This is a genomic window from Enterobacter cloacae complex sp. ECL72 (assembly GCF_019056635.1).
GTDB lineage: Bacteria > Pseudomonadota > Gammaproteobacteria > Enterobacterales > Enterobacteriaceae > Enterobacter > Enterobacter hormaechei_C.
Genome location: NZ_CP077659.1, coordinates 4,697,874 through 4,723,410, shown reverse-complemented (window position 1 = coordinate 4,723,410; position 25,537 = coordinate 4,697,874). Strand labels below are relative to the sequence as shown.

Here is a 25,537-nt window from a genome sequence, read left to right as displayed (position 1 = left end):
AGCGGAGGAGATAACCGTGCAACGCGAAGACGTACTGGGACAAGCCCTGCAATTGCTTGAGATTCAAGGGATCGCCAGCACCACGCTTGAGATGGTCGCCGACCGTATCGATTACCCTCTGGATGAACTTAAGCGCTTCTGGCCGGATAAAGAGGCGCTGCTGTACGATGCCCTGCGCTATCTCAGCCAGCAGGTGGATATCTGGCGCAGGCAGCTGATGCTGAATGAAGAGCTGACCACCGAGCAAAAGCTGCTGGCGCGCTATACCGCACTGACGGAGTGTGTAACCAACAACCGTTACCCAGGCTGCCTGTTTATCGCCGCCTGCACCTACTATCCGGATCCCGGGCACCCCATCCATCAACTGGCAGATCAGCAAAAACGTGCCGCGCACGAGTTCACACACGAGCTGCTGACCACGCTTGAAGTGGATGACCCGGCAATGGTCGCGAAGCAGATGGAGCTGGTGCTGGAAGGTTGCCTGAGCCGCATGCTGGTGAACCGTAGCCAGGCGGATGTGGATACAGCGCACCGTCTGGCGGAAGATATTTTGCGGTTTGCGCAGTGTCGTATGGGTGGTGCTCTGACCTAAGCCAGCATTCCCGTCCAGGCGGAAATAAACAAGCACAGCGCCATCGCGCGCTGAAATCGCACCATCGCCACGGTGGTGCGGAAAATCCGGTTCACCGCCTTCCCCAGCCACGCCCAGCACAACAAACAAGCCACAGAGATCGCCAGAAACCCTAGCGCCATCAGCGCAACATCCCGAAATGCATGGTCGCTTGCCGGAGCAAACAGGCTGACAACTGCCAGCGCCATCATCCACGTTTTTGGGTTTACAACCTGTAATAACGCCGCCGCCCGCGCGGTAAACCGGACATGGCGTCTGGAGGAGAGATTCGCGGCCGGGGCGCTAAACAGCTGCCAGCTCATCCAGGAAAGCCACAGCACGCCCGCCCAGCTCATTACCTGACGTATCAGCGGATACTGGCGTAACACTTCTCCTGCCCCAGCACCTGAAACCAGAACAATAGCGCTGGCGGCAATACACCCGCCCAGGATCGCAGGAACCGTATTTTTTACGCCAAAGTGCTGACTGTTAGCCAGTACCAGAATATTGGTTGGCCCCGGTGTAATCAAGGCGACAAATGCAAACAGCAGGAAGGGTAATAAATTCACAGGTGACTCCTTTTTTATTAGAGCCACGAATGTGCCGTTATTTTCTGGAAACGTCTGGAAGGTTTGTGCACAACCGACGGTAGTGTGCCGGAGAAATACGGTATGCCCGCTGGAACCAGCGACCAAGATGGCTTTGATCGGCAAACCCCACTGCCGTTGCAACATCGACAGGCAGTTCCCCACACGCCAGCATCTGTCGGGCCTTTGCCAGGCGCAGCTGGATAAGCCAGGCGTGCGGTGCCAGGTGAAATTCGCGCTTAAAACAGCGGGTGAGCGTAAAGCGATCCGTACCCGTCTCACGGGCAAGGTCTGAAAGCCCCACGTTCTCGCCGATATGCGCATAGAGATAGTCGCGGGCACGATGCGCCACGGCGGAGCTTTGTAGCTGAGACGGGAGTTTCTTACGCCAGTGGCAGTGGGCAGTGATCTGAGAGAGCAGGTTATCCATTGTGCTCTGTTGGACGATCTTCATTTCATCGTTATGCAACGAGGCAAATGTATCACCGATAGCGCGCACCAACTGAGGCTCTCGCGTCAGCGTTTGGGCAAAGTGGAGGGTGTAGCTCCCGGGAGTAGAGTCGTACAGCCCTTGAAGCGTACGGGTGAGCCAGTGTTCATCCAGATAAAAGGTCAGATAAGTAAAGCCCCCCTCTATCGGTGCATCACCGTCATGGATCTCCCCGGGCTCAAGTAAAAAAGCATCGCCCGGCTGGCTACGGTGGCGTTCACGGCGACAGTGGAACTGCTGCGTGCCGGAAAGGGTTATTCCGACCAGATAGCTATCATGCCAGTGGGGATCAAAGGCATGTCCTTCGAAATGCGCCTTAATTGTCTCAATACCTGTTTCTGCATGCTGACGCAGCTCAAGCCAGTCGTTTGCCATACTGCCCTCCTCTTACCGCCAGCATTGTCACATCTTGCCTGAACTGTCTGGAAGATTTGTGCAATTCCAGGGCACAAACGGACAGATTGCCGCAAACTTAAGCAGTTGAACAGCTTTTCCCGAAATAATGTTGACGATCGCGCGCGATTGCGGTTTAATGCGCTCCGTTGCCCGGATAGCTCAGTCGGTAGAGCAGGGGATTGAAAATCCCCGTGTCCTTGGTTCGATTCCGAGTCCGGGCACCACTATTTAAAGAACCCAGCCTATGGTTGGGTTTTTGCTTTTCTGTATCCGCTACGCATTGAATTTTCCCTTCTGTCAGGTAATAGTGATTTTTTCCCCTGACAATGAAAATGATATGACCTTATCTGCTTTAAAAGTCGGGTCACTGCTCCTGCTGTTGATCCTGTTTTATACCGGCCTGTTCACGAGCGATCGCATCACCTGGCTGATGGAGGTGACGCCCGTCATTATCATCATCCCACTTCTGCTTGCCACGCACCGGCGATACCCCCTGACTCCCCTTCTCTATACCCTGGTTTTCTTCCACGCCATCATTCTGATGGTTGGTGGTATGTACACTTATGCAAAGGTTCCGGTTGGTTTTGAGGTTCAGGAGATGCTCGGGCTTAGCCGAAATCCGTATGACAAGCTCGGTCACTTCTTCCAGGGGCTGGTTCCCGCACTGGCAGCGCGAGAAATTCTGCTGCGCGGTGGGTATGTTCGTGGACATAAGATGACGGGATTTCTGGTGTGCTGTGTTGCTCTGGCCATTAGCGCCACCTATGAACTCATTGAGTGGTGGGCAGCTTTGGCAATGGGACAGGGTGCGGATGATTTTCTTGGGACGCAGGGCGATCCATGGGATACCCAGTCTGATATGTTTTGCGCGCTGCTTGGTGCGTTAACGACGGTGCTGATCCTTGGGCGTTTCCATCAGCGGCAATTGCTTCGTTTGAATGTTTGTCAGGGATAGTACGCTCTGAGTTGCCGGGTGGCGGCTTCGCCTTGCCCGGCCTGCCGTTTTTCGACGTACAAACGCAAAAAGGCCATCCTTCCGGATGGCCTCTTCACTTGTTTGATGCCTGGCAGTTCCCTACTCTCACATGGGGAGACCCCACACTACCATCGGCGCTACGGCGTTTCACTTCTGAGTTCGGCATGGGGTCAGGTGGGACCACCGCGCTAAAGCCGCCAGGCAAATTCTGTTAATCTGTATCAGGCTGAAATTTGATTGTCTGTCTCTTCGCCAAAACACCTTCGGCGTTGTAAGGTTAAGCCTCACGGTTCATTAGTATCGGTTAGCTCAACGCATCGCTGCGCTTACACACCCGACCTATCAACGTCGTCGTCTTCAACGTTCCTTCAGGAGACTCAAGGTCTCAGGAGAACTCATCTCGGGGCAAGTTTCGTGCTTAGATGCTTTCAGCACTTATCTCTTCCGCATTTAGCTACCGGGCAGTGCCATTGGCATGACAACCCGAACACCAGTGATGCGTCCACTCCGGTCCTCTCGTACTAGGAGCAGCCCCTCAATTCTCCAGCGCCCACGGCAGATAGGGACCGAACTGTCTCACGACGTTCTAAACCCAGCTCGCGTACCACTTTAAATGGCGAACAGCCATACCCTTGGGACCTACTTCAGCCCCAGGATGTGATGAGCCGACATCGAGGTGCCAAACACCGCCGTCGATATGAACTCTTGGGCGGTATCAGCCTGTTATCCCCGGAGTACCTTTTATCCGTTGAGCGATGGCCCTTCCATTCAGAACCACCGGATCACTATGACCTGCTTTCGCACCTGCTCGCGCCGTCACGCTCGCAGTCAAGCTGGCTTATGCCATTGCACTAACCTCCTGATGTCCGACCAGGATTAGCCAACCTTCGTGCTCCTCCGTTACTCTTTGGGAGGAGACCGCCCCAGTCAAACTACCCACCAGACACTGTCCGCAACCCGGGTAACGGGTCTACGTTAGAACACCAGCCATTAAAGGGTGGTATTTCAAGGTTGGCTCCACGCAGACTGGCGTCCACGCTTCAAAGCCTCCCACCTATCCTACACATCAAGGACCAGTGTTCAGTGTCAAGCTATAGTAAAGGTTCACGGGGTCTTTCCGTCTTGCCGCGGGTACACTGCATCTTCACAGCGAGTTCAATTTCACTGAGTCTCGGGTGGAGACAGCCTGGCCATCATTACGCCATTCGTGCAGGTCGGAACTTACCCGACAAGGAATTTCGCTACCTTAGGACCGTTATAGTTACGGCCGCCGTTTACCGGGGCTTCGATCAAGAGCTTCGCGTTGCCGCTAACCCCATCAATTAACCTTCCGGCACCGGGCAGGCGTCACACCGTATACGTCCACTTTCGTGTTTGCACAGTGCTGTGTTTTTAATAAACAGTTGCAGCCAGCTGGTATCTTCGACTGATTTCAGCTCCACCCGCAGGGCTTCACCTACACATCAGCGTGCCTTCTCCCGAAGTTACGGCACCATTTTGCCTAGTTCCTTCACCCGAGTTCTCTCAAGCGCCTTGGTATTCTCTACCTGACCACCTGTGTCGGTTTGGGGTACGATTTCGTGTTACCTGATGCTTAGAGGCTTTTCCTGGAAGCAGGGCATTTATCACTTCAGCACCGTAGTGCCTCGTCATCACACCTCAGCGTTAAAAGGTACCGGATTTACCTGGAACCTCCGCCTACATGCTTAAACCGGGACAACCGTCGCCCGGCTGACATAGCCTTCTCCGTCCCCCCTTCGCAGTAACACCAAGTACAGGAATATTAACCTGTTTCCCATCGACTACGCCTTTCGGCCTCGCCTTAGGGGTCGACTCACCCTGCCCCGATTAACGTTGGACAGGAACCCTTGGTCTTCCGGCGAGCGGGCTTTTCACCCGCTTTATCGTTACTTATGTCAGCATTCGCACTTCTGATACCTCCAGCATGCCTCACAGCACACCTTCAACGGCTTACAGAACGCTCCCCTACCCAACAACGCATAAGCGTCGCTGCCGCAGCTTCGGTGCATGGTTTAGCCCCGTTACATCTTCCGCGCAGGCCGACTCGACCAGTGAGCTATTACGCTTTCTTTAAATGATGGCTGCTTCTAAGCCAACATCCTGGCTGTCTGTGCCTTCCCACATCGTTTCCCACTTAACCATGACTTTGGGACCTTAGCTGGCGGTCTGGGTTGTTTCCCTCTTCACGACGGACGTTAGCACCCGCCGTGTGTCTCCCGTGATAACATTCTTCGGTATTCGTAGTTTGCATCGGGTTGGTAAGCCGGGATGGCCCCCTAGCCGAAACAGTGCTCTACCCCCGAAGATGAGTTCACGAGGCGCTACCTAAATAGCTTTCGGGGAGAACCAGCTATCTCCCGGTTTGATTGGCCTTTCACCCCCAGCCACAGGTCATCCGCTAATTTTTCAACATTAGTCGGTTCGGTCCTCCAGTTAGTGTTACCCAACCTTCAACCTGCCCATGGCTAGATCACCGGGTTTCGGGTCTATACCCTGCAACTTAACGCCCAGTTAAGACTCGGTTTCCCTTCGGCTCCCCTATACGGTTAACCTTGCTACAGAATATAAGTCGCTGACCCATTATACAAAAGGTACGCAGTCACCCCATAAAGAGGCTCCCACTGCTTGTACGTACACGGTTTCAGGTTCTTTTTCACTCCCTCGCCGGGGTTCTTTTCGCCTTTCCCTCACGGTACTGGTTCACTATCGGTCAGTCAGGAGTATTTAGCCTTGGAGGATGGTCCCCCCATATTCAGACAGGATACCACGTGTCCCGCCCTACTCTTCGAGTTCACAGCAAGTGTGCTTTCGTGTACGGGACTATCACCCTGTACCGTCGGACTTTCCAGACCGTTCCACTAACACACAAGCTGATTCAGACTCCGGGCTGCTCCCCGTTCGCTCGCCGCTACTGGGGGAATCTCGGTTGATTTCTTTTCCTCGGGGTACTTAGATGTTTCAGTTCCCCCGGTTCGCCTCGTTAACCTATGTATTCAGTTAACGATAGTGCAACGGATTGCACTGGGTTTCCCCATTCGGACATCGCCGGGTCAAAGGTTCATATCACCTCGCCGGCGCTTTTCGCAGATTAGCACGTCCTTCATCGCCTCTGACTGCCAGGGCATCCACCGTGTACGCTTAGTCGCTTAACCTCACAACCCGAAGATGTTTCACTTCTGATTGCGAAAATTTGAGAGACTCGAACACACATGAGCTGTGTGTCGTTTCAATTTTCAGCTTGATCCAGATTTTTAAAGAGCAAATATCTCAAACATGACTCGCAAGTCAGTTTTGAGATATGACGGCAGGTGACTTTCACTCACGAACCAGCAAGTGGCGTCCCCCTAGGGGATTCGAACCCCTGTTACCGCCGTGAAAGGGCGGTGTCCTGGGCCTCTAGACGAAGGGGACGTACAGTCTCAATCGCAAGACGCCTTGCTATTTACTTTTCATCAGACAATCTGTGTGAGCACTGCAAAGGCAGGTTCTTTAAGGTAAGGAGGTGATCCAACCGCAGGTTCCCCCTACGGTTACCTTGTTACGACTTCACCCCAGTCATGAATCACAAAGTGGTAAGCGCCCTCCCGAAGGTTAAGCTACCTACTTCTTTTGCAACCCACTCCCATGGTGTGACGGGCGGTGTGTACAAGGCCCGGGAACGTATTCACCGTGGCATTCTGATCCACGATTACTAGCGATTCCGACTTCATGGAGTCGAGTTGCAGACTCCAATCCGGACTACGACGCACTTTATGAGGTCCGCTTGCTCTCGCGAGGTCGCTTCTCTTTGTATGCGCCATTGTAGCACGTGTGTAGCCCTACTCGTAAGGGCCATGATGACTTGACGTCATCCCCACCTTCCTCCAGTTTATCACTGGCAGTCTCCTTTGAGTTCCCGGCCGGACCGCTGGCAACAAAGGATAAGGGTTGCGCTCGTTGCGGGACTTAACCCAACATTTCACAACACGAGCTGACGACAGCCATGCAGCACCTGTCTCAGAGTTCCCGAAGGCACCAAAGCATCTCTGCTAAGTTCTCTGGATGTCAAGAGTAGGTAAGGTTCTTCGCGTTGCATCGAATTAAACCACATGCTCCACCGCTTGTGCGGGCCCCGTCAATTCATTTGAGTTTTAACCTTGCGGCCGTACTCCCAGGCGGTCGACTTAACGCGTTAGCTCCGGAAGCCACGCCTCAAGGGCACAACCTCCAAGTCGACATCGTTTACGGCGTGGACTACCAGGTATCTAATCCTGTTTGCTCCCCACGCTTTCGCACCTGAGCGTCAGTCTTTGTCCAGGGGGCCGCCTTCGCCACCGGTATTCCTCCAGATCTCTACGCATTTCACCGCTACACCTGGAATTCTACCCCCCTCTACAAGACTCTAGCCTGCCAGTTTCGAATGCAGTTCCCAGGTTGAGCCCGGGATTTCACATCCGACTTGACAGACCGCCTGCGTGCGCTTTACGCCCAGTAATTCCGATTAACGCTTGCACCCTCCGTATTACCGCGGCTGCTGGCACGGAGTTAGCCGGTGCTTCTTCTGCGGGTAACGTCAATCGACAAGGTTATTAACCTTATCGCCTTCCTCCCCGCTGAAAGTACTTTACAACCCGAAGGCCTTCTTCATACACGCGGCATGGCTGCATCAGGCTTGCGCCCATTGTGCAATATTCCCCACTGCTGCCTCCCGTAGGAGTCTGGACCGTGTCTCAGTTCCAGTGTGGCTGGTCATCCTCTCAGACCAGCTAGGGATCGTCGCCTAGGTGAGCCGTTACCCCACCTACTAGCTAATCCCATCTGGGCACATCCGATGGCAAGAGGCCCGAAGGTCCCCCTCTTTGGTCTTGCGACATTATGCGGTATTAGCTACCGTTTCCAGTAGTTATCCCCCTCCATCAGGCAGTTTCCCAGACATTACTCACCCGTCCGCCACTCGTCAGCAAAGCAGCAAGCTGCTTCCTGTTACCGTTCGACTTGCATGTGTTAGGCCTGCCGCCAGCGTTCAATCTGAGCCATGATCAAACTCTTCAATTTAAAAGTTTGATGCTCAATGAATTAAACTTCGTAATGAATTACGTGTTCACTCGTTGAGACTTGGTATTCATTTAGTGTCCGAGGACATTAAGAATCCATGTCACTTTGAGTGCCCACACAGATTGTCTGATAAATTGTTAAAGAGCAGTTGCGACGCGCTTCAGCGCGCTGTCGCGAGGTGGCGTATATTACGCTTTCCTCTTTCAGAGTCAACCCGTTATTTCAGGATTTTTTCTCTTCAGCCGACCGGGTTATCTGTGAAGTGATTCACATCCGCCGTGTCGATGGAGGCGCATTATAGGGATCCCAGTTTTTAGCACAAGTATTTTTTAGATCTTTTTTTCCAACTGATGATTTTCCGTTCTTTTCGCTGAAAACCCACCCGATCCGCTTAAAAATTGACGCATTTTGCCTTGCCTCGATCCAGGAATACGATCAAAGTCTTCTTTAATAGCGCTCATCTGTATCGAGGTAGATATGTTTGCAGTATTACGTCCTTATAAAGATCTGTTCCCCCAAAAAGGCGATCGCGTGATGATCGATACCAGCAGCGTGGTCATTGGTGATGTTCGCATGGCCGAGGATGTCAGCATCTGGCCACTCGTCGCGATCCGGGGCGATGTTAACTACGTTGCGATCGGTGCACGCACCAATATTCAGGACGGCAGCGTGCTGCATGTGACTCATAAGTCATCTTATAACCCTGAGGGCAATCCGCTCATCATTGGGGAAGATGTCACCGTCGGTCATAAAGTGATGCTCCACGGCTGCACAATCGGTAACAGGGTGCTCGTTGGGATGGGATCGATTTTGCTGGATGGCGTCATAGTAGAAGATGACGTAATGATTGGCGCAGGAAGCCTTGTTCCGCAAAACAAACGTCTGGAAAGTGGCTATCTCTATTTAGGCAGTCCGGTTAAACAGATCCGCCCCCTAAAAGAGGCGGAGATCGAAGGATTGAAATACTCAGCGAACAATTACGTTAAATGGAAGAATGACTATCTGGATCAGGATAACCAGACCCAACCCTGATCGTCTTCCTGCTGATCGCGGATCAAATCGCTGGCTTCCTCTTCCAGATCCCAGCGATTTTCGCAAAAGACCGCTAACGGATCTGAACCACCAAAGCGCTGATGCAACGTCTCCCCTTTAATCGCACAGGTGAGCTGCATTCCATGCACCAGCACCGGGAAACAAACCGCTTGCTTATTTTCATCCCAGATTTCTCTGTCGGGAAAATGAATCGCCTGATTCATGCCATCAGTTCCTGTTTCAGCTTTTCGATCACCGGTTCTACAGCAGGTAACACGCCATGCCAGAGTAGCACCGCATGAGCCGCCTGCCCCACCAGCATGCCCAGACCATCAGCCACGTGTTTTGCCCCCTGTTGTTCACACCAGGTCAGAAATGGCGTTTTCCCTTTTTGATAAAACATGTCATAGCCGTAGATGTGGGAATGAACCAGGGATGCAGGAATCGCCGGGATCTCTCCATTAATGCCGCTTGAGGTGGCATTAATCACAAGATCAAATTCGTGACTCGCGAGATCGTCAAGTGCTACCGCAGTTACGCTGCCTGTGTGTGCGAACAACGCCGCCAGTTCTTCTGCTCTGGAGAAGGTACGGTTGGTGATTGTCACCGCACAATCCAGCGAAAGAAGAGGAAGCAATACGCCGCGCGACGCGCCACCCGCGCCGATCAGCAGGATCCGAAAGCCTGGTTTAATAAACGACAGTCGTTCCAGATCGCTGAGTAAACCTATGCCATCGGTGTTATCGCCCAGAAGGCGACCATCTTCAAGCCGCTTAAGGGTATTGACGGCACCAGCGAGCGACGCACGCTCGGTCAGCTCATCCGCACGCCCGAAAGCCTCTTCTTTAAAAGGCACCGTGACGTTCGCACCTTTACCACCCGCATCAAAAAAGCTATTCAGCGTCGGTATAAATGCATCAACAGGCGCAAGAACCCGACCATACGGGTGATCTATCTGCAATTGCTCTGCAAACAGCTGATGGATCAGAGGCGACTTGCTGTGCGCGATCGGGTTACCAAAAACAGCATAGGTTTCCATAACATTATCCCTGGCGAAAACGTTCGCCGGTCAAGGCATCGCGAATTTCTGACGGGTTAAGACGACCCCCGGTTTCACCCACGGCTACAGGGAAATCATTCCCGAACTGCGCCAGAACTTCTTCTGTTGTCCGACAAGGGGGAAGCCCGGTCAGGTTGGCGCTGGTTGAAACCAGGGGTTTACCAAATGCCTGGCATAACTCCACCACCAAGGGATGGTCGGTAACGCGTACCGCGAGTGAATCGAAACGCCCGGTTAGCCAGCGCGGCGTTGTCGGTTGTGCAGGGAAAACAAACGTCACGGGACCAGGCCACGCAGAGAAAATGGTTTCCCGCTGTGCAGGTGTCAGCATGGAATCATCAATATAAGGCTTAAGCTGCTCGTAGTTCGCAGCGATCAAAATCAATCCTTTTTCGACAGGCCGCTGTTTTAGCGCCAGCAGACGGTTAACGGCGACTTCGCTGTCAGGATCGCACCCGACCCCGAAAACGGCTTCTGTTGGATAGGCGATGACTTCTTCTTTTTTCAGGATGTCCACCGCCTGCGCGATGGAGCCTGATGGCAGGTTATTATTCACTGATTTGATCCGCCGAAACCGGCTTTCCACATTGTTTACTGGCGCAAAAGCGTTTCAAGCCTTGCGCGGTTTTCTTTTCTATAAGTAACGGATAATCGCAATGAGGGCAGACGCCCGCTACTGGTTTGAAATTGATAACGAACTGACATTCAGGATAGCGATCGCACGAATGGAAGGTCTTGCCATAACGAGAGCGGCGCTGCACCAATTGACCACGCTGGCACTGAGGGCAGGCAATTGCCGTTTCATCTGGTTTATCAATTTGTTCCGTATGTTCACATTCCGGATAGCGGCTGCATCCGATAAACATCCCGAACCGCCCCTGCCGCAGCGCCAGTTCGCCGCCACAGAGTGGACAAAGCTGTCCCTCCAGAATTTTGACGATATGTCCGTCCGCCTGGCTTTTCAGGGGACGGACATAATCACATTCCGGATAGTGTGAACAACCGAGAAACGGACCGTGTTTCCCGGACCGAATAACAAGTTCAGCCCCACACTGTGGGCAGGGCTCGTTTTTATGCACCGTGAAGAGTGCTGATTTGGCCATAACAACTCTTGTTGCTGCACATAGAATTAATGCAGCATACCTTCATTCACTTCAAAGAGTAATTCTTCCATTTGCTGATAGGCATTTTCACAGCCTGGGATGTTGAACAGAACCATCAGGATCACCCATTTGAGATCTTCCAGTTCAAACTCAGCAGTATCCAGCGCCATGACGCGCTCTATCACCATCTCTCTCGTTTCGAGGTTTAGCACCTGAATCTGCTCGAGGAATAAAATGAATCCCCGGCAGCTGGCATCCAGCCTTTCACACTCTTCAGCTGTATAGATGCGCACAGACAATGGGTCAGAAGCAAGCTGCATCGGTTCGGCGAGGCCGTCCTGATAATCAGCCAACTTATCCAGCCACATCAACGCATTATAAATATCTTCCCGCTCAAAACCTGCGTCGGTCAGATCCCGTGTTAATTTGTCCTGATCCACCTGCATTTCTGCTTCGTTGTGGATGTAAGTCTCAAACAAATACATCAGTACGTCGAACATGGCATGCCCTCCTTAATCGGACATAGCCGCCGGGTACAGCTGCGATCCACCCTGCTAACTCCAGTTCGAGTAGCTGTGCTACCGTTACTGGCACAGGTTGGCCGGCACGTTCAGCGACAACGTCAACAGGTGTTACCTCATCTCCTACGTTAGCCAGGAGCTTGGGAAATGGCAATGCTACTGCCTCCTGATCCGATGAAATATGTCGCTTTTGGAGATCATCCTGCAACCAATGCAATCCATACTGCAAATTTTCCAGGATATCCTCTTTACAGGTCACCAGCGTCGCCCCCTGTTTTATCAGCCAGTGAGGGCCTTCGCAGCCAGGGTTCCCCAACGGGCCGGGTAGCGCAAAAACTTCACGCCCCTGCTCCAGTGCGCACCTTGCGGTAACCAGCGATCCACTCCGAATCGCAGCTTCGACCACCAGCACGCCCTGGCTTAACCCACTGATGATCCGGTTACGCCGTGGAAAGTTACCCGGTCTGGGCGATGTCGAAAGTGAAAACTCAGACACTATCGCCCCCTCTGAAGCGATAAGTTGCTCAGCCAGAATGTGATGACGACGCGGATAGAGACTAAAAAGACCATTGCCAAGCACAGCGACACTTCGCCCTTTTGCTGACAACGCCGCATGATGTGCCACACCATCGATGCCGCAAGCCAGGCCACTGGTGATCGTAAAGCCACATTGGGACAGCTGTTCACTCAGCATTTTGTTCACTCAGCATTTTCCCCCACCGCTCGCCATACCACGAGGGCGCACGGCTGCCCACAACCGCAAGCTGCATGCTATTAAGCACGTCAACGCGGCCTCGCACAAATAGCGCCCCGGGAAAATCAGGTATAGAACGTAACAATGGCGGAAAGCGAGGATCATCCGCTGTGAGAAGGTGGTTGTCGGTGTGTTCCAGCCATTCCAGACTACGTTCAAGCTCACTCTCACTGAACGAAAAAAACTTTACGGCATGTTTGGGCGAAAGCCCTGACGCGTTGACAGCTTCAGCATCGACGGTTGCCTGGCGAAGCAGCCTCTGCGCAATCTCCAGCATCGCGTCACCGTATAACGACCCGATGTTTATAAGCCGTAACCATATCTCTGTGGACGTCATCCTTTTCTCTGCCATAAGCAGCCTCAGCAATCTTTGCGATTGGTCACTGATGCTGTCAATCGACCGGGGATTTGTCTAGAATAGAAGTAATATTCTTATCAACTCCTGAACACGACTCTGGAAATTTATGGCAGTTTTGCAAGTGTTACATATTCCTGACGAGCGCCTTCGCATCGTCGCGGAACCGGTTAAAGAAGTGAATGCAGAAATTCAGCGTATCGTCGATGATATGTTCGATACCATGTACGCTGAAGAAGGCATTGGCCTTGCCGCGACCCAGGTAGACATTCACAAACGTATTATTGTGATCGACGTTTCTGAAAATCGCGATGAGCGCCTGGTGCTGATTAACCCTGAGCTGCTGGAAAAAAGCGGCGAAACAGGTATTGAGGAAGGCTGTCTGTCTATCCCTGAACAGCGCGCTTTGGTGCCACGTGCCGAAAAAGTTAAAATCCGCGCACTGGATCGTGACGGCAATCCGTTTGAGCTGGAAGCCGACGATCTGCTGGCGATTTGCATTCAGCATGAGATGGATCACCTGGTCGGTAAACTGTTTATCGATTACCTCTCACCACTGAAGCAACAGCGTATTCGTCAGAAAGTTGAGAAACTGGATCGTTTGCGTTCTCGCGCTTAACGCCCCCCGGATACAAGGAATAACGTGTCTACATCACTACGTATAATCTTCGCGGGTACCCCTGATTTTGCAGCGCGTCATCTCGACGCGCTGCTATCGTCTGGTCATCAGATTGTTGGCGTATTTACTCAGCCGGACCGTCCGGCTGGCCGCGGTAAAAAACTGATGCCTGGCCCGGTTAAAGTGCTGGCAGAAACGCATGGTTTACCGGTATTCCAGCCTGCGTCATTACGACCTCAGGAAAACCAGAAGTTAGTGGCAGATCTGAACGCTGACGTGATGGTAGTTGTGGCTTACGGCCTCATTCTGCCGAAAGCGGTACTCGATATGCCCCGCCTGGGCTGTGTTAACGTTCATGGTTCTTTGCTCCCACGCTGGCGTGGTGCAGCCCCTATTCAGCGCGCTCTGTGGGCAGGCGATGCTGAAACTGGCGTGACAATCATGAAGATGGACGTAGGTTTAGACACGGGCGACATGCTGTATAAACTGGCGTGTCCCATCACCGCAGGAGATACCAGCGCCACGCTGTATGACAAGCTGGCGGATCTCGGCCCACAGGGGCTGATTGAGACGCTGCAACAGCTTGCTGACAATACAGCGACACCTGAAGTGCAGGATGAGGCACAGGTGACCTATGCTGAAAAACTGAGTAAAGAAGAAGCCCGGATCGACTGGTCCCTGTCAGCAGCTCAACTCGAACGCTGCATCCGCGCCTTTAATCCGTGGCCGATGAGCTGGTTGATGATTGATGAGCAGCCAGTGAAAGTCTGGAAAGCTTCAGTAATTAACGGCAATACTTCGGCAGAGCCCGGTACGATTATCGACGCCAGCAAAAACGGTATCCAGGTTGCGACCGGAGAAGGGATCCTGAATCTTGAATCGCTGCAACCGGCCGGTAAAAAGGCAATGAGCGCGCAGGATCTATTAAATTCTCGTCGTGAATGGTTCATCCCTGGCAATCGCCTTGCCTGAACAAATTTACTCTTAAGGCCCGGTGTTTCCGGGCATTTTTATTTTTACGGTTATGAAAAGACAAAATCTACGCACTATGGCGGCTCAGGCCGTTGAGCAGGTTATCGAGCAGGGCCAGTCACTGAGTAATGTCCTGCCTCCACTGCAACAAAAGGTTTCCGATAAAGACAAAGCCCTGCTTCAGGAGCTGTGCTTTGGCGTGCTGCGCACCCTCTCTCAGCTTGAGTGGTTAATTAATAAGCTGATGTCACGCCCGATGAGCGGCAAGCAGCGTACCGTGCATTATTTGATCATGGTCGGTTTTTACCAGCTTCTTCATACCCGCATTCCACCTCATGCTGCGCTGGCTGAGACAGTGGAGGGTGCCGTTGCGATTAAACGTCCCCAGCTGAAAGGATTGATTAACGGCGTGCTGCGTCAGTTCCAGCGTCAGCAGGACGAACTGCTGGCAGAATTTGCGCAAAGCGAAGCGCGCTTCCTGCATCCTGAATGGCTGCTGAATCGCCTTAAAAAAGCCTACCCTCAGCAATGGCAAGACATTGTGGATGCCAATAACCAACGTCCGCCGATGTGGTTACGCGTCAATCGTAACCATCATACCCGCGACGCATGGCTGGCCCTGCTGGAAGAGGCCGGAATGAGCGGCTTCACACACGCTGCTTATCCTGATGCGGTACGTTTAGCCTCCCCTGCACCGGTACATGCATTACCCGGTTTTGAAGAGGGCTGGGTAACGGTACAGGACGCATCCGCTCAGGGCTGCATGACCTGGCTTGAACCGAAAGACGGGGAGCAGATCCTTGATCTCTGTGCAGCGCCAGGGGGGAAAACAACGCACATTCTGGAAGTGGCGCCGCAGGCCAGCGTGATGGCCGTGGATGTTGATGAGCAGCGTCTTTCACGCGTCTATGACAACCTCAAGCGTCTGGGTATGAAAGCTCAGGTTAAGCAAGGCGATGGACGTAAACCCGCAGACTGGTGTGGTGATACCAGGTTCGATCGTATTTTGCTGGACGCCCCTTGCTCAGCAACTGGCGTGATTCGTCGTCATCCCGATATCAAATGGCTGCGTCGCGATCGTGATATCAAGGAGCTTGCCCAGTTGCAATCCGAAATTCTGGATGCCATCTGGCCGCATCTCAAACCCGGCGGAACCCTGGTGTATGCAACCTGCTCTGTTCTTCCGGAAGAGAACCGTCAGCAAATTGCGGCTTTCCTGAAACGCACCCCGGACGCTACGCTGCATGATACGGGAACACCTGAGCACCCGGGTCTGCAAAACCTGCCGGGCGCAGAAGAGGGTGATGGTTTCTTTTACGCTAAGCTAATCAAAGAGTGATGTTGAGAACAGGTCACGAAAGATGAAAATTATCATTCTGGGCGCAGGGCAAGTTGGCGGAACGCTGGCGGAAAATCTCGTGGGCGAAAACAACGATATCACCATTGTGGATACCAATGGCGATCGCCTGCGCGTTTTGCAGGACAAGTTTGATCTTCGTGTTGTACAGGGGCACGGCTCTCACCCACGTGTGCTTCGGGAGGCGGGCGCGGACGATGCCGACATGCTGGTTGCAGTAACCAGTTCTGATGAAACCAACATGGTTGCATGTCAGGTGGCCTACTCGCTTTTCAACACACCGAACCGCATCGCCCGCATTCGCTCCCCGGACTATGTCCGGGATGCGGAAAAGCTGTTTAATTCCGAAGCAGTACCTATCGACCATCTTATTGCCCCTGAACAGCTGGTTATCGACAGTATTTATCGTCTGATTGAGTACCCGGGCGCGTTGCAGGTTGTGAACTTTGCGGAAGGAAAAGTAAGCCTGGCGGTTGTGAAGGCTTATTACGGCGGCCCGCTGATTGGTAATGCCCTGTCGACAATGCGCGAGCATATGCCACATATCGATACGCGTGTTGCGGCGATTTTCCGTCACGACAGACCTATTCGTCCGCAAGGGTCCACCATTGTCGAAGCCGGGGATGAAGTCTTCTTTATTGCGGCTTCTCAGCATATCCGTGCGGTGATGAGTGAACTTCAGCGTCTCGAAAAACCGTATAAACGTATTATGCTGGTTGGCGGCGGTAATATTGGCGCAGGTCTGGCGAGACGGCTGGAAAAAGACTACAGCGTGAAGCTGATCGAACGAGATCAACAGCGCGCGTCGGAGCTGGCTGAAAAGCTTCAGAATACTATCGTGTTTTATGGCGATGCTTCGGATCAGGAATTGCTGGCCGAAGAGCATATCGATCAGGTTGATCTTTTTATTGCCGTCACCAACGACGACGAAGCGAATATTATGTCCGCCATGCTCGCTAAACGTATGGGGGCGAAAAAAGTAATGGTGCTTATCCAGCGTAAGGCTTATGTCGACCTGGTACAGGGTAGCGTAATTGATATTGCTATTTCGCCTCAGCAAGCCACCATTTCTGCCCTGCTAAGCCATGTACGTAAAGCGGATATTGTCGGCGTGTCGTCTCTTCGTCGTGGTGTTGCTGAAGCCATTGAAGCCGTCGCTCATGGGGATGAAACAACGTCGCGCGTTGTTGGTCGCGCGATCGACGAAATTAAACTTCCACCAGGCACCATTATCGGCGCCGTAGTGCGAGGTAACGATGTCATGATCGCCAATGATAATTTACGTATTGAGCAGGGTGACCACGTTATTATGTTCCTGACCGATAAAAAATTTATTACCGACGTCGAGCGTTTATTCCAGCCAAGCCCGTTCTTCCTGTAATGATTTGGGTGCTCAGACGAGAGCACCCAAATATTAACCTTCTAATTTTCATGCCTTTTATTTTTCATAACGATTATTTATCCCCAATGGCAATTAGCTAATCATTTGTTAAACTTATAGGCGTCAGCTGGCACAAGGAGAACATAATGAGTTTTATTAAAGAGTTTCGCGAATTTGCGATGCGCGGGAATGTGGTGGATTTGGCTGTGGGTGTCATTATTGGTGCGGCGTTCGGTAAGATCGTTTCATCATTAGTCGCCGACATTATTATGCCGCCGTTAGGACTGTTGATTGGAGGCATTGATTTCAAACAGTTCGCCTTCACCCTTCGGGAGGCTCAGGGCGATATCCCTGCGGTTGTAATGCACTATGGCGTATTCATTCAGAACGTATTTGATTTCGTGATCGTGGCATTTGCCATTTTCATGGCGATCAAACTTATCAACAGACTTAACCGTAAAAAAGAAGAACCGGCTGCTGCCCCGCCAGCACCAACTAAAGAAGAAGTCTTACTGACTGAAATTCGCGATCTGTTAAAAGAGCAGAACAACCGCGTTTGATCAGGCGACAGAAACAGAAAGGCCAGTGGTAAAAAAGCGATTAGCTTGCTTGCCACTGGCCTCCCAGTTACCCCGTTGTGCATGTTTACCTTTACGTAGATAACTCCCTTTTCCTTTCTTGTTCTTCTCAACACGCTGTCTGAAAAGCGGGTCGTGAAGCAATGCCTCAATGGCGTTATCCTTAATTTGTCCCTTCGTATGCTGATAGCGGCTCATCATTTCTCCTGAGCATAGTTAATGTCGGCGGGAGTCTAGTCCCTGGCTGATAAAAAATCAACAACCCTGAGTTTCACTACTGGCGCCCTGTTCAAGAGCTTCCAGTATTGAGCAATAAACACTGCTATGAGCGGTACCGCAGCATGCGTCATTTAACCTTTGCAGAGATCGCTGCATGGCTTGCAGCTCCTGAATGCGTCCTTCAACTTCATCCAGCCGGGCCTGAACGATGCTTTTAGATTCCTGACACGTATGATGTTCAGGATCGATACGGATCGACAGCAGTTCACGGATCGACTCCAGCGTGAAGCCGAGTTGCCGTGCATAGCGGATAAAACGAAGGCGTTGCAGGTCGTTATCCGTATAAAGGCGAAATCCACCTTCCGTTCTGACCTCATGATCGATCATCTGCTGCTTTTCGTAGTAGCGGATAGTATCCGGCGTTACGTTAGCAAGCTTCGCAAGTTCACCTATGCGGTACATGGCTACTCCTCGTTTATTTTTTGCATTAACCTTTCACTGTACTCACCATGCAAAAAGTCAGTATTCATTCCCGTCTGGCGCAGTTTTAGCTCGATGAGCGCCAACCGACGACTGATTTCGGAGTACCGCGGGTCATTCTTATGAATGCCTTTAAGCAGATCGGCAAGCTCGACGGCTTCATTGCGTTGCTGAAGTTCAGGCGGTAAACAACCTGCGTTTTTCAGTAAGCGATAACCGGCCCGTAATTCAGGGGGAATATGTGAATCATCGTCCAGAATCAGCGGCTCACCGCTACCGGGAAGATTTTCGAACTCGCCTTTGTTTTGGGCATCGCAAATATGGCGTTCAGCCCACTGATCGAGCAACCACATAATGAACTCCAGGGGGTGAGCAGAAAAGATACAGACATTGTAGATAAGTGGAGATTCTGCGGATATAAAAAAACCCGCCGAGGCGGGTTTTTTTACGTTACTACAGATTACTCTGCAGCAGCTTCTGCTTTCTCTGAACGATCAACCAGCTCGATGTAAGCCATCGGCGCGTTGTCGCCTGCACGGAAGCCACACTTCAGAATGCGAGTGTAACCACCGGCACGGCTCGCGAAACGCGGGCCCAGTTCGTTAAACAGTTTTGCCACGATCTCGTTATCACGAGTACGGGCGAATGCCAGACGACGATTAGCAACGCTGTCAGTCTTGGCAAGAGTAATCAGCGGCTCAACTACGCGACGCAGCTCTTTCGCTTTAGGCAGGGTCGTCTTGATGATTTCATGACGAACCAGTGAACCTGCCATGTTGCGGAACATAGCCTGGCGATGGCTGCTGTTGCGGTTCAGTTGACGACCACTCTTACGATGGCGCATGACCTTATCCTTCTCAGTAAAACCTTAACCTGTGATCCGGTTACTCGTCAGCAATGCTTGCCGGTGGCCAGTTTTCCAGGCGCATGCCCAGAGACAGACCACGTGAAGCCAGCACGTCTTTAATCTCGGTAAGAGATTTTTTACCCAGGTTCGGCGTTTTCAGCAACTCAACCTCGGTACGCTGTACCAGATCACCGATATAGTGGATAGCTTCTGCCTTGAGGCAGTTAGCAGAGCGGACAGTCAATTCCAGATCGTCAACAGGGCGCAGCAGGATCGGATCGAATTCTGGTTTCTCTTCTTTCACTTCCGGCTGACGTACATCACGTAAGTCAACGAAAGCTTCCAGTTGTTCTGCCAGGATGGTTGCCGCACGACGAATCGCCTCTTCAGGATCGATTGTGCCATTGGTTTCCATTTCGATGACCAGCTTGTCCAGGTCGGTACGCTGTTCTACACGCGCTGCTTCAACATTGTAGGCAATACGCTCTACAGGGCTGTAACATGCGTCGACCAGCAGACGGCCGATTGGGCGCTCATCTTCTTCCGAATGAATTCGGGCAGAAGCCGGCACATAACCACGACCGCGCTGAACTTTGATACGCATGCTAATAGCTGCGTTCTCATCGGTCAGGTGGCAGATCACGTGCTGCGGCTTGACGATTTCAACATCACCGTCGTGGGTGATGTCGGCTGCAGTCACAGGGCCAATGCCAGATTTATTCAGAGTAAGAATAACTTCATCTTTACCCTGAACTCTCACCGCCAGCCCTTTCAGGTTGAGCAGGATTTCAAGGATATCTTCCTGAACGCCTTCTTTGGTGCTGTACTCATGAAGTACACCATCAATCTCAACCTCGGTCACCGCGCAACCCGGCATCGATGAGAGCAGAATACGGCGCAGTGCGTTACCCAGAGTATGGCCAAAGCCACGCTCTAAAGGCTCAAGGGTCACCTTGGCGTGCGTCGAACTCACTTGCTCGATATCTACCAGGCGCGGTTTTAGAAACTCTGTCACAGAACCCTGCATTGTGTCCTCTCTTTGGTACTAAGCTTTACTTGGAGTAAAGCTCGACGATCAGGTGTTCGTTAATGTCCGCAGACAGATCAGAACGTTCTGGCTGACGCTTGAACGTACCTTCCATCTTGCCAGCATCAACTTCCAGCCAGGTTGGCTTTTCACGCTGCTCAGCCAGCTCCAGAGCGGCTTTCACGCGAGATTGCTTTTTCGCTTTCTCACGAATGCTAACAACGTCATTCGCTTTAACCTGATAAGAAGCGATGTTAACAACACGACCGTTTACCATGATTGCTTTATGGCTAACCAGCTGGCGTGATTCAGCACGAGTCGCGCCGAAGCCCATACGGTATACAACGTTGTCCAGACGACCTTCCAGCAGAGCCAGCAGGTTTTCACCTGTGTTGCCTTTCAGACGTGCTGCTTCTTTATAGTAGTTACGGAACTGACGCTCCAGCACACCGTAGATACGGCGAACTTTTTGCTTTTCACGCAACTGCACACCATAGTCAGACAGACGCGGTTTACGCGCACCGTGCTGGCCAGGAGCTTGTTCAATTTTACACTTGGTATCGATCGCGCGAACGCCAGACTTAAGGAATAAGTCGGTGCCCTCACGACGGCTCAGCTTGAGCTTAGGACCCAAATATCTTGCCATTTTCTATCTCCAACTAACCTAAAAAACGAGCGTTATACGCGACGTTTTTTCGGCGGACGACAACCGTTATGAGGGATCGGAGTCACATCAGTAATATTCGTGATGCGGAAACCAGCGGCGTTCAGAGCGCGAACAGTAGATTCACGACCCGGACCCGGACCTTTAACCATAACTTCCAGATTCTTGATGCCGTATTCTTTTACGGCTTCAGCGCAACGCTCTGCTGCAACCTGAGCTGCGAACGGAGTGGATTTGCGAGAACCACGGAAACCGGAACCACCGGCTGTTGCCCAACCCAATGCGTTACCCTGACGATCAGTAATAGTAACGATGGTGTTGTTGAAAGAAGCATGGATATGAGCCACGCCGTCAGAGACTTGTTTTCTTACACGTTTACGTGCACGAACTGGTGCCTTTGCCATTATTCAATCACCCCGATTATTTCTTGATCGGTTTGCGCGGACCCTTACGGGTACGTGCGTTGGTCTTAGTACGCTGACCGCGCACTGGCAGACCACGACGATGACGCAAACCGCGATAGCAACCAAGATCCATCAGGCGCTTGATGCTCATGCTGATTTCACGGCGCAGATCACCTTCAACGACAAATTTGGCAACTTCGTCACGCAGCGTGTCGATTTGTTCTTCAGACAGCTCACTGATCTTAACATCTTCAGCGATACCCGCTGCAGCCAGAATGGCTTTAGAACGGGTCTTGCCGACGCCATAGATCGAAGTTAATGCGATCACAGCATGTTTCTGATCAGGAATGTTAATGCCTGCTATACGGGCCACTATGCACTCCTACTATTTAATATGTACGCACCATGCTGAAAAGCCCGTTTTCAGGATACTCAAATGGAAACGTACAGACATACAAAAGATTGGCTGGCTAATCTAGCCAGCTCAACCCAACTTTGCAAGAAAAATATGCGAAATAATCAGCCTTGGCGCTGTTTATGCTTCGGCTCGGCACTGCAAATCACACGGATGACACCATCACGCTTAACGATTTTGCAGTTACGGCATAATTTCTTGACGGAAGCACGAACTTTCATTTTTACTCTCCGTAACTTCTCAGGCGACCAGTTAGCGGCCGTAGCCTTTCAGGTTCGCCTTCTTCAATGCAGACTCATACTGACTGGACATCATCAGAGTTTGCACTTGAGCCATAAAGTCCATAATCACGACCACAACGATAAGCAGTGAGGTCCCACCGAAGTAGAACGGTACTTTCATTGCATCACGCATGAACTCCGGGATCAGGCAGATAAAAGTAATATAAAGCGCACCAACCAAAGTCAGGCGAGTCATTACTTTATCGATATACTTCGCCGTTTGCTCTCCCGGACGAATTCCTGGTACAAATGCACCGGACTTCTTCAGGTTATCTGCTGTTTCACGCGGGTTGAAGACCAACGCCGTGTAGAAGAAACAGAAGAAGATGATCGCAGACGCATAGAGTAACACATAAAGTGGTTGCCCAGGCTGCAAATACAGCGAAATTGTTGTCAGCCAGTTCCAACCAGTACCGCCCCCGAACCATGACGCGATGGTTGCCGGGAACAGAATAATACTGGAAGCGAAGATAGCCGGGATAACCCCCGCCATATTCACTTTCAGCGGTAAATGTGTGCTCTGTGCAGCATAGACACGACGACCCTGCTGACGTTTAGCGTAGTTCACCACAATGCGGCGTTGACCACGTTCAACGAAGACAACAAAGAACGTCACTGCAAATACTAATACTGCAACCAACAGCAACAGGAGGAAGTGCAGGTCGCCTTGACGCGCTTGCTCGATAGTATGGGCGATGGCCGGCGGGAGACCCGCAACGATACCGGCGAAGATAATGATTGAGATACCGTTACCGATACCTCGTTCAGTAATCTGTTCGCCGAGCCACATCAGGAACATGGTCCCTGTGACCAGACTTACAACAGCGGTGAAATAGAATGCAAAGCCCGGGTTTAATACCAGGCCCTGCATACCAGGCATATTCGGAAGACCGGTAGCAATACCGATCGACTGGAATATTGCCAGCACCAGAGTGCCGTAACGGGTGTACTGGCTAATCTTACGACGTCCAGACTCCCCTTCTTTCTTCAACTCTGCCAGGGCCGGATGAACGACCGTCAGCAGCTGGATAATAATCGATGCCGAAATATACGGCATAATACCCAGTGCGAAAATAGAAGCACGGCTGAGAGCACCACCAGAGAACATGTTGAACATTTCAATGATGGTGCCTCGCTGTTGCTCAAGCAGTTTGGCAAGTACAGCGGCATCAATACCAGGGATCGGAATAAAAGAGCCAATACGGAACACAATCAGCGCGCCGATTACAAACAGCAGTCTGCGTTTCAGCTCGCCAAATCCACCTTTGGCACTTTGAAAATCTAATCCCGGTTGCTTAGCCATCTGCTACTTATTCCTCAATTTTACCGCCAGCAGCTTCGATAGCAGCACGAGCACCTTTAGTAACACGCAGGCCACGAACAGTTACCGGAGTAGAAACTTCACCAGCCAGGATCACTTTCGCGAACTCGATCTGGATACCGATAATGTTAGCCGCTTTCAGCGTGTTCAGGTCTACAACGCCGCCTTCAACTTTCGCCAAGTCAGACAGACGGATTTCCGCTGTGATCGCTGCTTTGCGAGAGGTGAAGCCGAACTTCGGCAGACGACGGTACAGTGGCATCTGGCCACCCTCGAAACCGCGACGTACGCCACCGCCAGAACGAGAGTTCTGACCTTTGTGACCACGACCACCGGTTTTGCCGAGGCCAGAACCGATACCACGACCCAGGCGTTTACCCGCCTTTTTAGAGCCTTCGGCCGGAGACAGAGTATTTAAACGCATCTCTTACTCCTCAACTTTAACCATGAAGTAAACCGCGTTGACCATACCACGAACAGCAGGAGTATCCTCGCGCTCAACGGTATGACCAATACGACGCAGACCCAGGCCAAGCAGCGTTGCCTTGTGTTTCGGCAGACGACCGATTGCACTGCGGGTTTGAGTGATTTTAATAGTCTTTGCCATGGTCAATTACCCCAGAATTTCTTCAACGGATTTACCACGCTTGGCAGCGACCATTTCTGGAGAATTCATATTTTCCAGGCCATCAATAGTTGCACGAACCACGTTGATCGGGTTGGTGGAACCATATGCTTTAGCCAGAACGTTATGAACTCCAGCAACTTCCAGAACGGCGCGCATTGCACCACCGGCGATGATACCGGTACCTTCGGAAGCTGGCTGCATGAATACACGAGAACCCGTGTGAACACCTTTAACTGGGTGTTGCAGGGTACCGTTGTTCAGCGCGACGTTAATCATATTGCGACGGGCTTTTTCCATCGCTTTCTGGATCGCTGCTGGAACTTCACGCGCTTTACCGTAACCAAAACCAACGCGACCGTTACCATCACCCACTACAGTCAGAGCTGTGAAGGAGAAAATACGACCACCTTTAACGGTTTTAGATACGCGGTTTACCGCGATCAGCTTTTCCTGCAGTTCGCCAGCCTGTTTTTCGATGTGAGCCATCTTACACCTCTACCTTAGAACTGAAGGCCAGCTTCACGGGCAGCATCTGCCAGTGCCTGGACACGACCATGATATTGGAACCCGGAACGGTCAAAGGAAACATTGCTGATGCCTTTTTCCAGAGCGCGTTCAGCGACAGCTTTACCTACAGCTGCTGCGGCGTCTTTGTTACCGGTATACTTCAATTGTTCTGAGATAGCTTTTTCTACAGTAGAAGCAGCTACCAGAACTTCAGAACCGTTCGGTGCAATTACCTGTGCGTAAATATGACGCGGGGTACGATGTACCACCAGGCGAGTTGCACCCAGCTCTTTGAGCTTGCGGCGTGCGCGGGTCGCACGACGGATACGAGCAGATTTCTTATCCATAGTGTTACCTTACTTCTTCTTAGCCTCTTTGGTACGCACGACTTCGTCGGCGTAACGAACACCCTTGCCTTTATAAGGCTCAGGACGACGGTAGGCGCGCAGATCTGCTGCAACCTGACCGATCAGCTGTTTATCAGCGCCTTTCAGCACGATTTCAGTCTGAGTCGGGCATTCTGCAGTGATACCGGCCGGCAGCGGATGCTCAACAGGGTGTGAGAAGCCCAGAGACAGGCCTACTGCATTCCCTTTGATAGCTGCACGATAACCTACACCAACCAGCTGAAGCTTTTTAGTGAAGCCTTCGGTAACACCAACAACCATTGAGTTCAGCAGGGCACGCGCGGTACCAGCCTGAGCCCATCCATCCACGAAACCATCACGTGGACCGAAGGTCAGAGCGTTATCTGCATGTTTAACTTCAACAGCATTGTTGAGGGTACGAGTCAGCTCGCCGTTTTTACCTTTGATCGTAATAACCTGACCGTCGATTTTTACATCAACGCCGGCAGGAATAACGACCGGTGCTTTAGCAACACGAGACATTCTTTCCT

30 protein-coding genes, 2 tRNA genes, 3 rRNA genes and 1 pseudogene are annotated in these 25,537 nt (G+C 51.9%); 9 read left to right on the top strand and 27 right to left on the bottom strand.

Annotated features, from left to right (window positions below):
* Positions 1-16: 16 nt before the first annotated feature.
* On the top strand, positions 17-592 hold the full coding sequence (locus KTH07_RS22785) for a transcriptional regulator (RefSeq protein ID WP_017383972.1): 576 nt from the start codon (positions 17-19) through the stop codon (positions 590-592).
* Here the strand turns inward: KTH07_RS22785 and KTH07_RS22780 are convergent.
* Entirely contained in the window at positions 589-1,179 is a 591-nt protein-coding gene (locus KTH07_RS22780; RefSeq protein WP_063162202.1) for a LysE family translocator, read from the bottom strand. The genes KTH07_RS22785 and KTH07_RS22780 overlap by 4 nt on opposite strands.
* A 37-nt stretch (positions 1,180-1,216) precedes the next feature.
* Positions 1,217-2,062, bottom strand: a complete 846-nt coding sequence (locus KTH07_RS22775; RefSeq protein WP_023302948.1) for an AraC family transcriptional regulator — start codon at positions 2,060-2,062, stop codon at positions 1,217-1,219.
* A gap of 169 nt (positions 2,063-2,231) precedes the next feature.
* Between KTH07_RS22775 and KTH07_RS22770 the strand changes: the two genes are divergently transcribed.
* Both KTH07_RS22770 and KTH07_RS22765 read left to right on the top strand, forming a co-directional pair.
* Positions 2,232-2,307, top strand: a tRNA-Phe gene (locus tag KTH07_RS22770).
* Between the two features lie 113 nt (positions 2,308-2,420).
* Positions 2,421-3,038 (top strand): DUF2238 domain-containing protein, encoded by a 618-nt coding sequence (locus KTH07_RS22765; RefSeq protein WP_026094410.1) that lies wholly within the window; start codon positions 2,421-2,423, stop codon positions 3,036-3,038.
* Positions 3,039-3,145: 107 nt separating this feature from the next.
* On the opposite strand, the gene rrf is transcribed toward KTH07_RS22765, so the two are convergent.
* The 4 genes from rrf to KTH07_RS22745 all read right to left on the bottom strand — a co-directional run bounded on the left by rrf (position 3,146) and on the right by KTH07_RS22745 (position 8,114).
* A 5S ribosomal RNA gene (gene rrf, locus KTH07_RS22760) occupies positions 3,146-3,261 on the bottom strand.
* A gap of 71 nt (positions 3,262-3,332) precedes the next feature.
* Positions 3,333-6,232, bottom strand: a 23S ribosomal RNA gene (locus KTH07_RS22755).
* A gap of 182 nt (positions 6,233-6,414) precedes the next feature.
* Positions 6,415-6,491 (bottom strand) — tRNA-Glu (locus KTH07_RS22750).
* Between the two features lie 84 nt (positions 6,492-6,575).
* A 16S ribosomal RNA gene (locus KTH07_RS22745) occupies positions 6,576-8,114 on the bottom strand.
* The 16S, 23S and 5S rRNA genes sit together here with 1 tRNA gene alongside, the layout of an rRNA operon.
* 477 nt (positions 8,115-8,591) lie before the next feature.
* Between KTH07_RS22745 and KTH07_RS22740 the strand changes: the two genes are divergently transcribed.
* Entirely contained in the window at positions 8,592-9,146 is a 555-nt protein-coding gene (locus KTH07_RS22740) for a gamma carbonic anhydrase family protein (protein ID WP_023295516.1), read from the top strand.
* On the opposite strand, the gene KTH07_RS22735 is transcribed toward KTH07_RS22740, so the two are convergent.
* The 6 genes and pseudogenes from KTH07_RS22735 to dprA all read right to left on the bottom strand — a co-directional run bounded on the left by KTH07_RS22735 (position 9,122) and on the right by dprA (position 12,921).
* On the bottom strand, positions 9,122-9,370 hold the full coding sequence (locus tag KTH07_RS22735; RefSeq protein WP_015571398.1) for a DUF1488 domain-containing protein: 249 nt from the start codon (positions 9,368-9,370) through the stop codon (positions 9,122-9,124). The two genes, KTH07_RS22740 and KTH07_RS22735, sit on opposite strands and share 25 nt — an antisense overlap.
* Complete coding sequence (aroE, locus tag KTH07_RS22730) at positions 9,367-10,185, bottom strand: shikimate dehydrogenase (RefSeq protein WP_023295517.1); 819 nt, start codon at positions 10,183-10,185, stop codon at positions 9,367-9,369. The genes KTH07_RS22735 and aroE overlap by 4 nt, the downstream gene beginning before the upstream one ends.
* Positions 10,186-10,189: 4 nt before the next feature.
* Positions 10,190-10,762 (bottom strand): L-threonylcarbamoyladenylate synthase type 1 TsaC, encoded by a 573-nt coding sequence (gene tsaC, locus KTH07_RS22725; protein ID WP_017383724.1) that lies wholly within the window; start codon positions 10,760-10,762, stop codon positions 10,190-10,192.
* A complete protein-coding gene (locus tag KTH07_RS22720; protein ID WP_017383725.1) occupies positions 10,755-11,309 on the bottom strand; it encodes a type I DNA topoisomerase in 555 nt (184 codons plus the stop codon). The genes tsaC and KTH07_RS22720 overlap by 8 nt, the downstream gene beginning before the upstream one ends.
* A 26-nt stretch (positions 11,310-11,335) precedes the next feature.
* On the bottom strand, positions 11,336-11,809 hold the full coding sequence (gene smg / locus KTH07_RS22715) for a DUF494 family protein Smg (protein ID WP_000460665.1): 474 nt from the start codon (positions 11,807-11,809) through the stop codon (positions 11,336-11,338).
* Positions 11,781-12,921: pseudogene (gene dprA / locus KTH07_RS22710) on the bottom strand (DNA-protecting protein DprA). The gene smg and the pseudogene dprA overlap by 29 nt, the downstream one beginning before the upstream one ends.
* Positions 12,922-13,048: 127 nt before the next feature.
* Here dprA and def point away from each other — a divergent pair.
* The 5 genes from def to mscL all read left to right on the top strand — a co-directional run bounded on the left by def (position 13,049) and on the right by mscL (position 17,828).
* A complete protein-coding gene (def, locus tag KTH07_RS22705) occupies positions 13,049-13,558 on the top strand; it encodes a peptide deformylase (RefSeq protein WP_006812188.1) in 510 nt (169 codons plus the stop codon).
* Between the two features lie 24 nt (positions 13,559-13,582).
* Entirely contained in the window at positions 13,583-14,530 is a 948-nt protein-coding gene (gene fmt / locus KTH07_RS22700) for a methionyl-tRNA formyltransferase (protein ID WP_217310855.1), read from the top strand.
* A 52-nt stretch (positions 14,531-14,582) separates the two neighbouring features.
* On the top strand, positions 14,583-15,869 hold the full coding sequence (gene rsmB, locus KTH07_RS22695; RefSeq protein ID WP_032621001.1) for a 16S rRNA (cytosine(967)-C(5))-methyltransferase RsmB: 1,287 nt from the start codon (positions 14,583-14,585) through the stop codon (positions 15,867-15,869).
* A 22-nt stretch (positions 15,870-15,891) separates the two neighbouring features.
* Entirely contained in the window at positions 15,892-17,268 is a 1,377-nt protein-coding gene (gene trkA / locus KTH07_RS22690; protein WP_003863337.1) for a Trk system potassium transporter TrkA, read from the top strand.
* A gap of 146 nt (positions 17,269-17,414) precedes the next feature.
* Complete coding sequence (gene mscL, locus KTH07_RS22685; RefSeq protein ID WP_003863335.1) at positions 17,415-17,828, top strand: large-conductance mechanosensitive channel protein MscL; 414 nt, start codon at positions 17,415-17,417, stop codon at positions 17,826-17,828.
* On the opposite strand, the gene KTH07_RS22680 is transcribed toward mscL, so the two are convergent.
* The 15 genes from KTH07_RS22680 to rplF all read right to left on the bottom strand — a co-directional run bounded on the left by KTH07_RS22680 (position 17,829) and on the right by rplF (position 25,529).
* Positions 17,829-18,044 (bottom strand): alternative ribosome-rescue factor A, encoded by a 216-nt coding sequence (locus tag KTH07_RS22680; RefSeq protein WP_017383729.1) that lies wholly within the window; start codon positions 18,042-18,044, stop codon positions 17,829-17,831.
* Positions 18,045-18,101: 57 nt separating this feature from the next.
* Positions 18,102-18,527 (bottom strand): Zn(2+)-responsive transcriptional regulator, encoded by a 426-nt coding sequence (gene zntR, locus KTH07_RS22675; RefSeq protein WP_003863328.1) that lies wholly within the window; start codon positions 18,525-18,527, stop codon positions 18,102-18,104.
* Positions 18,528-18,529: 2 nt separating this feature from the next.
* Entirely contained in the window at positions 18,530-18,898 is a 369-nt protein-coding gene (locus tag KTH07_RS22670; protein ID WP_023295520.1) for a DUF1992 domain-containing protein, read from the bottom strand.
* A 107-nt stretch (positions 18,899-19,005) separates the two neighbouring features.
* On the bottom strand, positions 19,006-19,389 hold the full coding sequence (gene rplQ / locus KTH07_RS22665) for a 50S ribosomal protein L17 (RefSeq protein ID WP_001216368.1): 384 nt from the start codon (positions 19,387-19,389) through the stop codon (positions 19,006-19,008).
* Positions 19,390-19,429: 40 nt separating this feature from the next.
* Complete coding sequence (gene rpoA / locus KTH07_RS22660) at positions 19,430-20,419, bottom strand: DNA-directed RNA polymerase subunit alpha (protein WP_002919219.1); 990 nt, start codon at positions 20,417-20,419, stop codon at positions 19,430-19,432.
* A 25-nt stretch (positions 20,420-20,444) separates the two neighbouring features.
* A complete protein-coding gene (gene rpsD / locus KTH07_RS22655) occupies positions 20,445-21,065 on the bottom strand; it encodes a 30S ribosomal protein S4 (RefSeq protein ID WP_003863314.1) in 621 nt (206 codons plus the stop codon).
* A 32-nt stretch (positions 21,066-21,097) separates the two neighbouring features.
* Positions 21,098-21,487 carry a 30S ribosomal protein S11 gene (rpsK, locus tag KTH07_RS22650; RefSeq protein WP_003863312.1) on the bottom strand — a complete coding sequence of 130 codons (390 nt, stop codon included), beginning with the start codon at positions 21,485-21,487 and terminating at the stop codon, positions 21,098-21,100.
* A gap of 16 nt (positions 21,488-21,503) precedes the next feature.
* Complete coding sequence (gene rpsM / locus KTH07_RS22645) at positions 21,504-21,860, bottom strand: 30S ribosomal protein S13 (protein ID WP_003863308.1); 357 nt, start codon at positions 21,858-21,860, stop codon at positions 21,504-21,506.
* Positions 21,861-22,006: 146 nt separating this feature from the next.
* Complete coding sequence (rpmJ, locus tag KTH07_RS22640; protein ID WP_000868187.1) at positions 22,007-22,123, bottom strand: 50S ribosomal protein L36; 117 nt, start codon at positions 22,121-22,123, stop codon at positions 22,007-22,009.
* Between the two features lie 31 nt (positions 22,124-22,154).
* On the bottom strand, positions 22,155-23,486 hold the full coding sequence (secY, locus tag KTH07_RS22635; RefSeq protein ID WP_003863305.1) for a preprotein translocase subunit SecY: 1,332 nt from the start codon (positions 23,484-23,486) through the stop codon (positions 22,155-22,157).
* Positions 23,487-23,493: 7 nt separating this feature from the next.
* Positions 23,494-23,928 carry a 50S ribosomal protein L15 gene (gene rplO / locus KTH07_RS22630; RefSeq protein ID WP_003863304.1) on the bottom strand — a complete coding sequence of 145 codons (435 nt, stop codon included), beginning with the start codon at positions 23,926-23,928 and terminating at the stop codon, positions 23,494-23,496.
* A 3-nt stretch (positions 23,929-23,931) separates the two neighbouring features.
* On the bottom strand, positions 23,932-24,111 hold the full coding sequence (rpmD, locus tag KTH07_RS22625; RefSeq protein ID WP_003863301.1) for a 50S ribosomal protein L30: 180 nt from the start codon (positions 24,109-24,111) through the stop codon (positions 23,932-23,934).
* A 6-nt stretch (positions 24,112-24,117) separates the two neighbouring features.
* On the bottom strand, positions 24,118-24,618 hold the full coding sequence (gene rpsE, locus KTH07_RS22620; protein WP_003863299.1) for a 30S ribosomal protein S5: 501 nt from the start codon (positions 24,616-24,618) through the stop codon (positions 24,118-24,120).
* A gap of 14 nt (positions 24,619-24,632) precedes the next feature.
* A complete protein-coding gene (rplR, locus tag KTH07_RS22615; RefSeq protein ID WP_003863297.1) occupies positions 24,633-24,986 on the bottom strand; it encodes a 50S ribosomal protein L18 in 354 nt (117 codons plus the stop codon).
* A gap of 9 nt (positions 24,987-24,995) precedes the next feature.
* Positions 24,996-25,529 (bottom strand): 50S ribosomal protein L6, encoded by a 534-nt coding sequence (gene rplF / locus KTH07_RS22610; protein ID WP_006178917.1) that lies wholly within the window; start codon positions 25,527-25,529, stop codon positions 24,996-24,998.
* Positions 25,530-25,537 lie beyond the last annotated feature (8 nt).

Bases quoted from the DNA above. Each gene is read 5' to 3' on its own strand.
- KTH07_RS22775 (WP_023302948.1), bottom strand. From the start codon at position 2,062: ATGGCAAACGACTGGCTTGAGCTGCGTCAGCATGCAGAAACAGGTATT.
- KTH07_RS22765 (WP_026094410.1), top strand. From the start codon at position 2,421: ATGACCTTATCTGCTTTAAAAGTCGGGTCACTGCTCCTGCTGTTGATC.
- KTH07_RS22740 (WP_023295516.1), top strand. From the start codon at position 8,592: ATGTTTGCAGTATTACGTCCTTATAAAGATCTGTTCCCCCAAAAAGGC.
- KTH07_RS22735 (WP_015571398.1), bottom strand. From the start codon at position 9,370: ATGAATCAGGCGATTCATTTTCCCGACAGAGAAATCTGGGATGAAAAT.
- aroE (WP_023295517.1), bottom strand. From the start codon at position 10,185: ATGGAAACCTATGCTGTTTTTGGTAACCCGATCGCGCACAGCAAGTCG.
- KTH07_RS22720 (WP_017383725.1), bottom strand. From the start codon at position 11,309: ATGGCCAAATCAGCACTCTTCACGGTGCATAAAAACGAGCCCTGCCCA.
- smg (WP_000460665.1), bottom strand. From the start codon at position 11,809: ATGTTCGACGTACTGATGTATTTGTTTGAGACTTACATCCACAACGAA.
- def (WP_006812188.1), top strand. From the start codon at position 13,049: ATGGCAGTTTTGCAAGTGTTACATATTCCTGACGAGCGCCTTCGCATC.
- rsmB (WP_032621001.1), top strand. From the start codon at position 14,583: ATGAAAAGACAAAATCTACGCACTATGGCGGCTCAGGCCGTTGAGCAG.
- trkA (WP_003863337.1), top strand. From the start codon at position 15,892: ATGAAAATTATCATTCTGGGCGCAGGGCAAGTTGGCGGAACGCTGGCG.
- mscL (WP_003863335.1), top strand. From the start codon at position 17,415: ATGAGTTTTATTAAAGAGTTTCGCGAATTTGCGATGCGCGGGAATGTG.
- KTH07_RS22680 (WP_017383729.1), bottom strand. From the start codon at position 18,044: ATGAGCCGCTATCAGCATACGAAGGGACAAATTAAGGATAACGCCATT.
- zntR (WP_003863328.1), bottom strand. From the start codon at position 18,527: ATGTACCGCATAGGTGAACTTGCGAAGCTTGCTAACGTAACGCCGGAT.
- KTH07_RS22670 (WP_023295520.1), bottom strand. From the start codon at position 18,898: ATGTGGTTGCTCGATCAGTGGGCTGAACGCCATATTTGCGATGCCCAA.
- rplQ (WP_001216368.1), bottom strand. From the start codon at position 19,389: ATGCGCCATCGTAAGAGTGGTCGTCAACTGAACCGCAACAGCAGCCAT.
- rpoA (WP_002919219.1), bottom strand. From the start codon at position 20,419: ATGCAGGGTTCTGTGACAGAGTTTCTAAAACCGCGCCTGGTAGATATC.
- rpsD (WP_003863314.1), bottom strand. From the start codon at position 21,065: ATGGCAAGATATTTGGGTCCTAAGCTCAAGCTGAGCCGTCGTGAGGGC.
- rpsK (WP_003863312.1), bottom strand. From the start codon at position 21,487: ATGGCAAAGGCACCAGTTCGTGCACGTAAACGTGTAAGAAAACAAGTC.
- rpmJ (WP_000868187.1), bottom strand. From the start codon at position 22,123: ATGAAAGTTCGTGCTTCCGTCAAGAAATTATGCCGTAACTGCAAAATC.
- secY (WP_003863305.1), bottom strand. From the start codon at position 23,486: ATGGCTAAGCAACCGGGATTAGATTTTCAAAGTGCCAAAGGTGGATTT.
- rplO (WP_003863304.1), bottom strand. From the start codon at position 23,928: ATGCGTTTAAATACTCTGTCTCCGGCCGAAGGCTCTAAAAAGGCGGGT.
- rpmD (WP_003863301.1), bottom strand. From the start codon at position 24,111: ATGGCAAAGACTATTAAAATCACTCAAACCCGCAGTGCAATCGGTCGT.
- rpsE (WP_003863299.1), bottom strand. From the start codon at position 24,618: ATGGCTCACATCGAAAAACAGGCTGGCGAACTGCAGGAAAAGCTGATC.
- rplR (WP_003863297.1), bottom strand. From the start codon at position 24,986: ATGGATAAGAAATCTGCTCGTATCCGTCGTGCGACCCGCGCACGCCGC.
- rplF (WP_006178917.1), bottom strand. From the start codon at position 25,529: ATGTCTCGTGTTGCTAAAGCACCGGTCGTTATTCCTGCCGGCGTTGAT.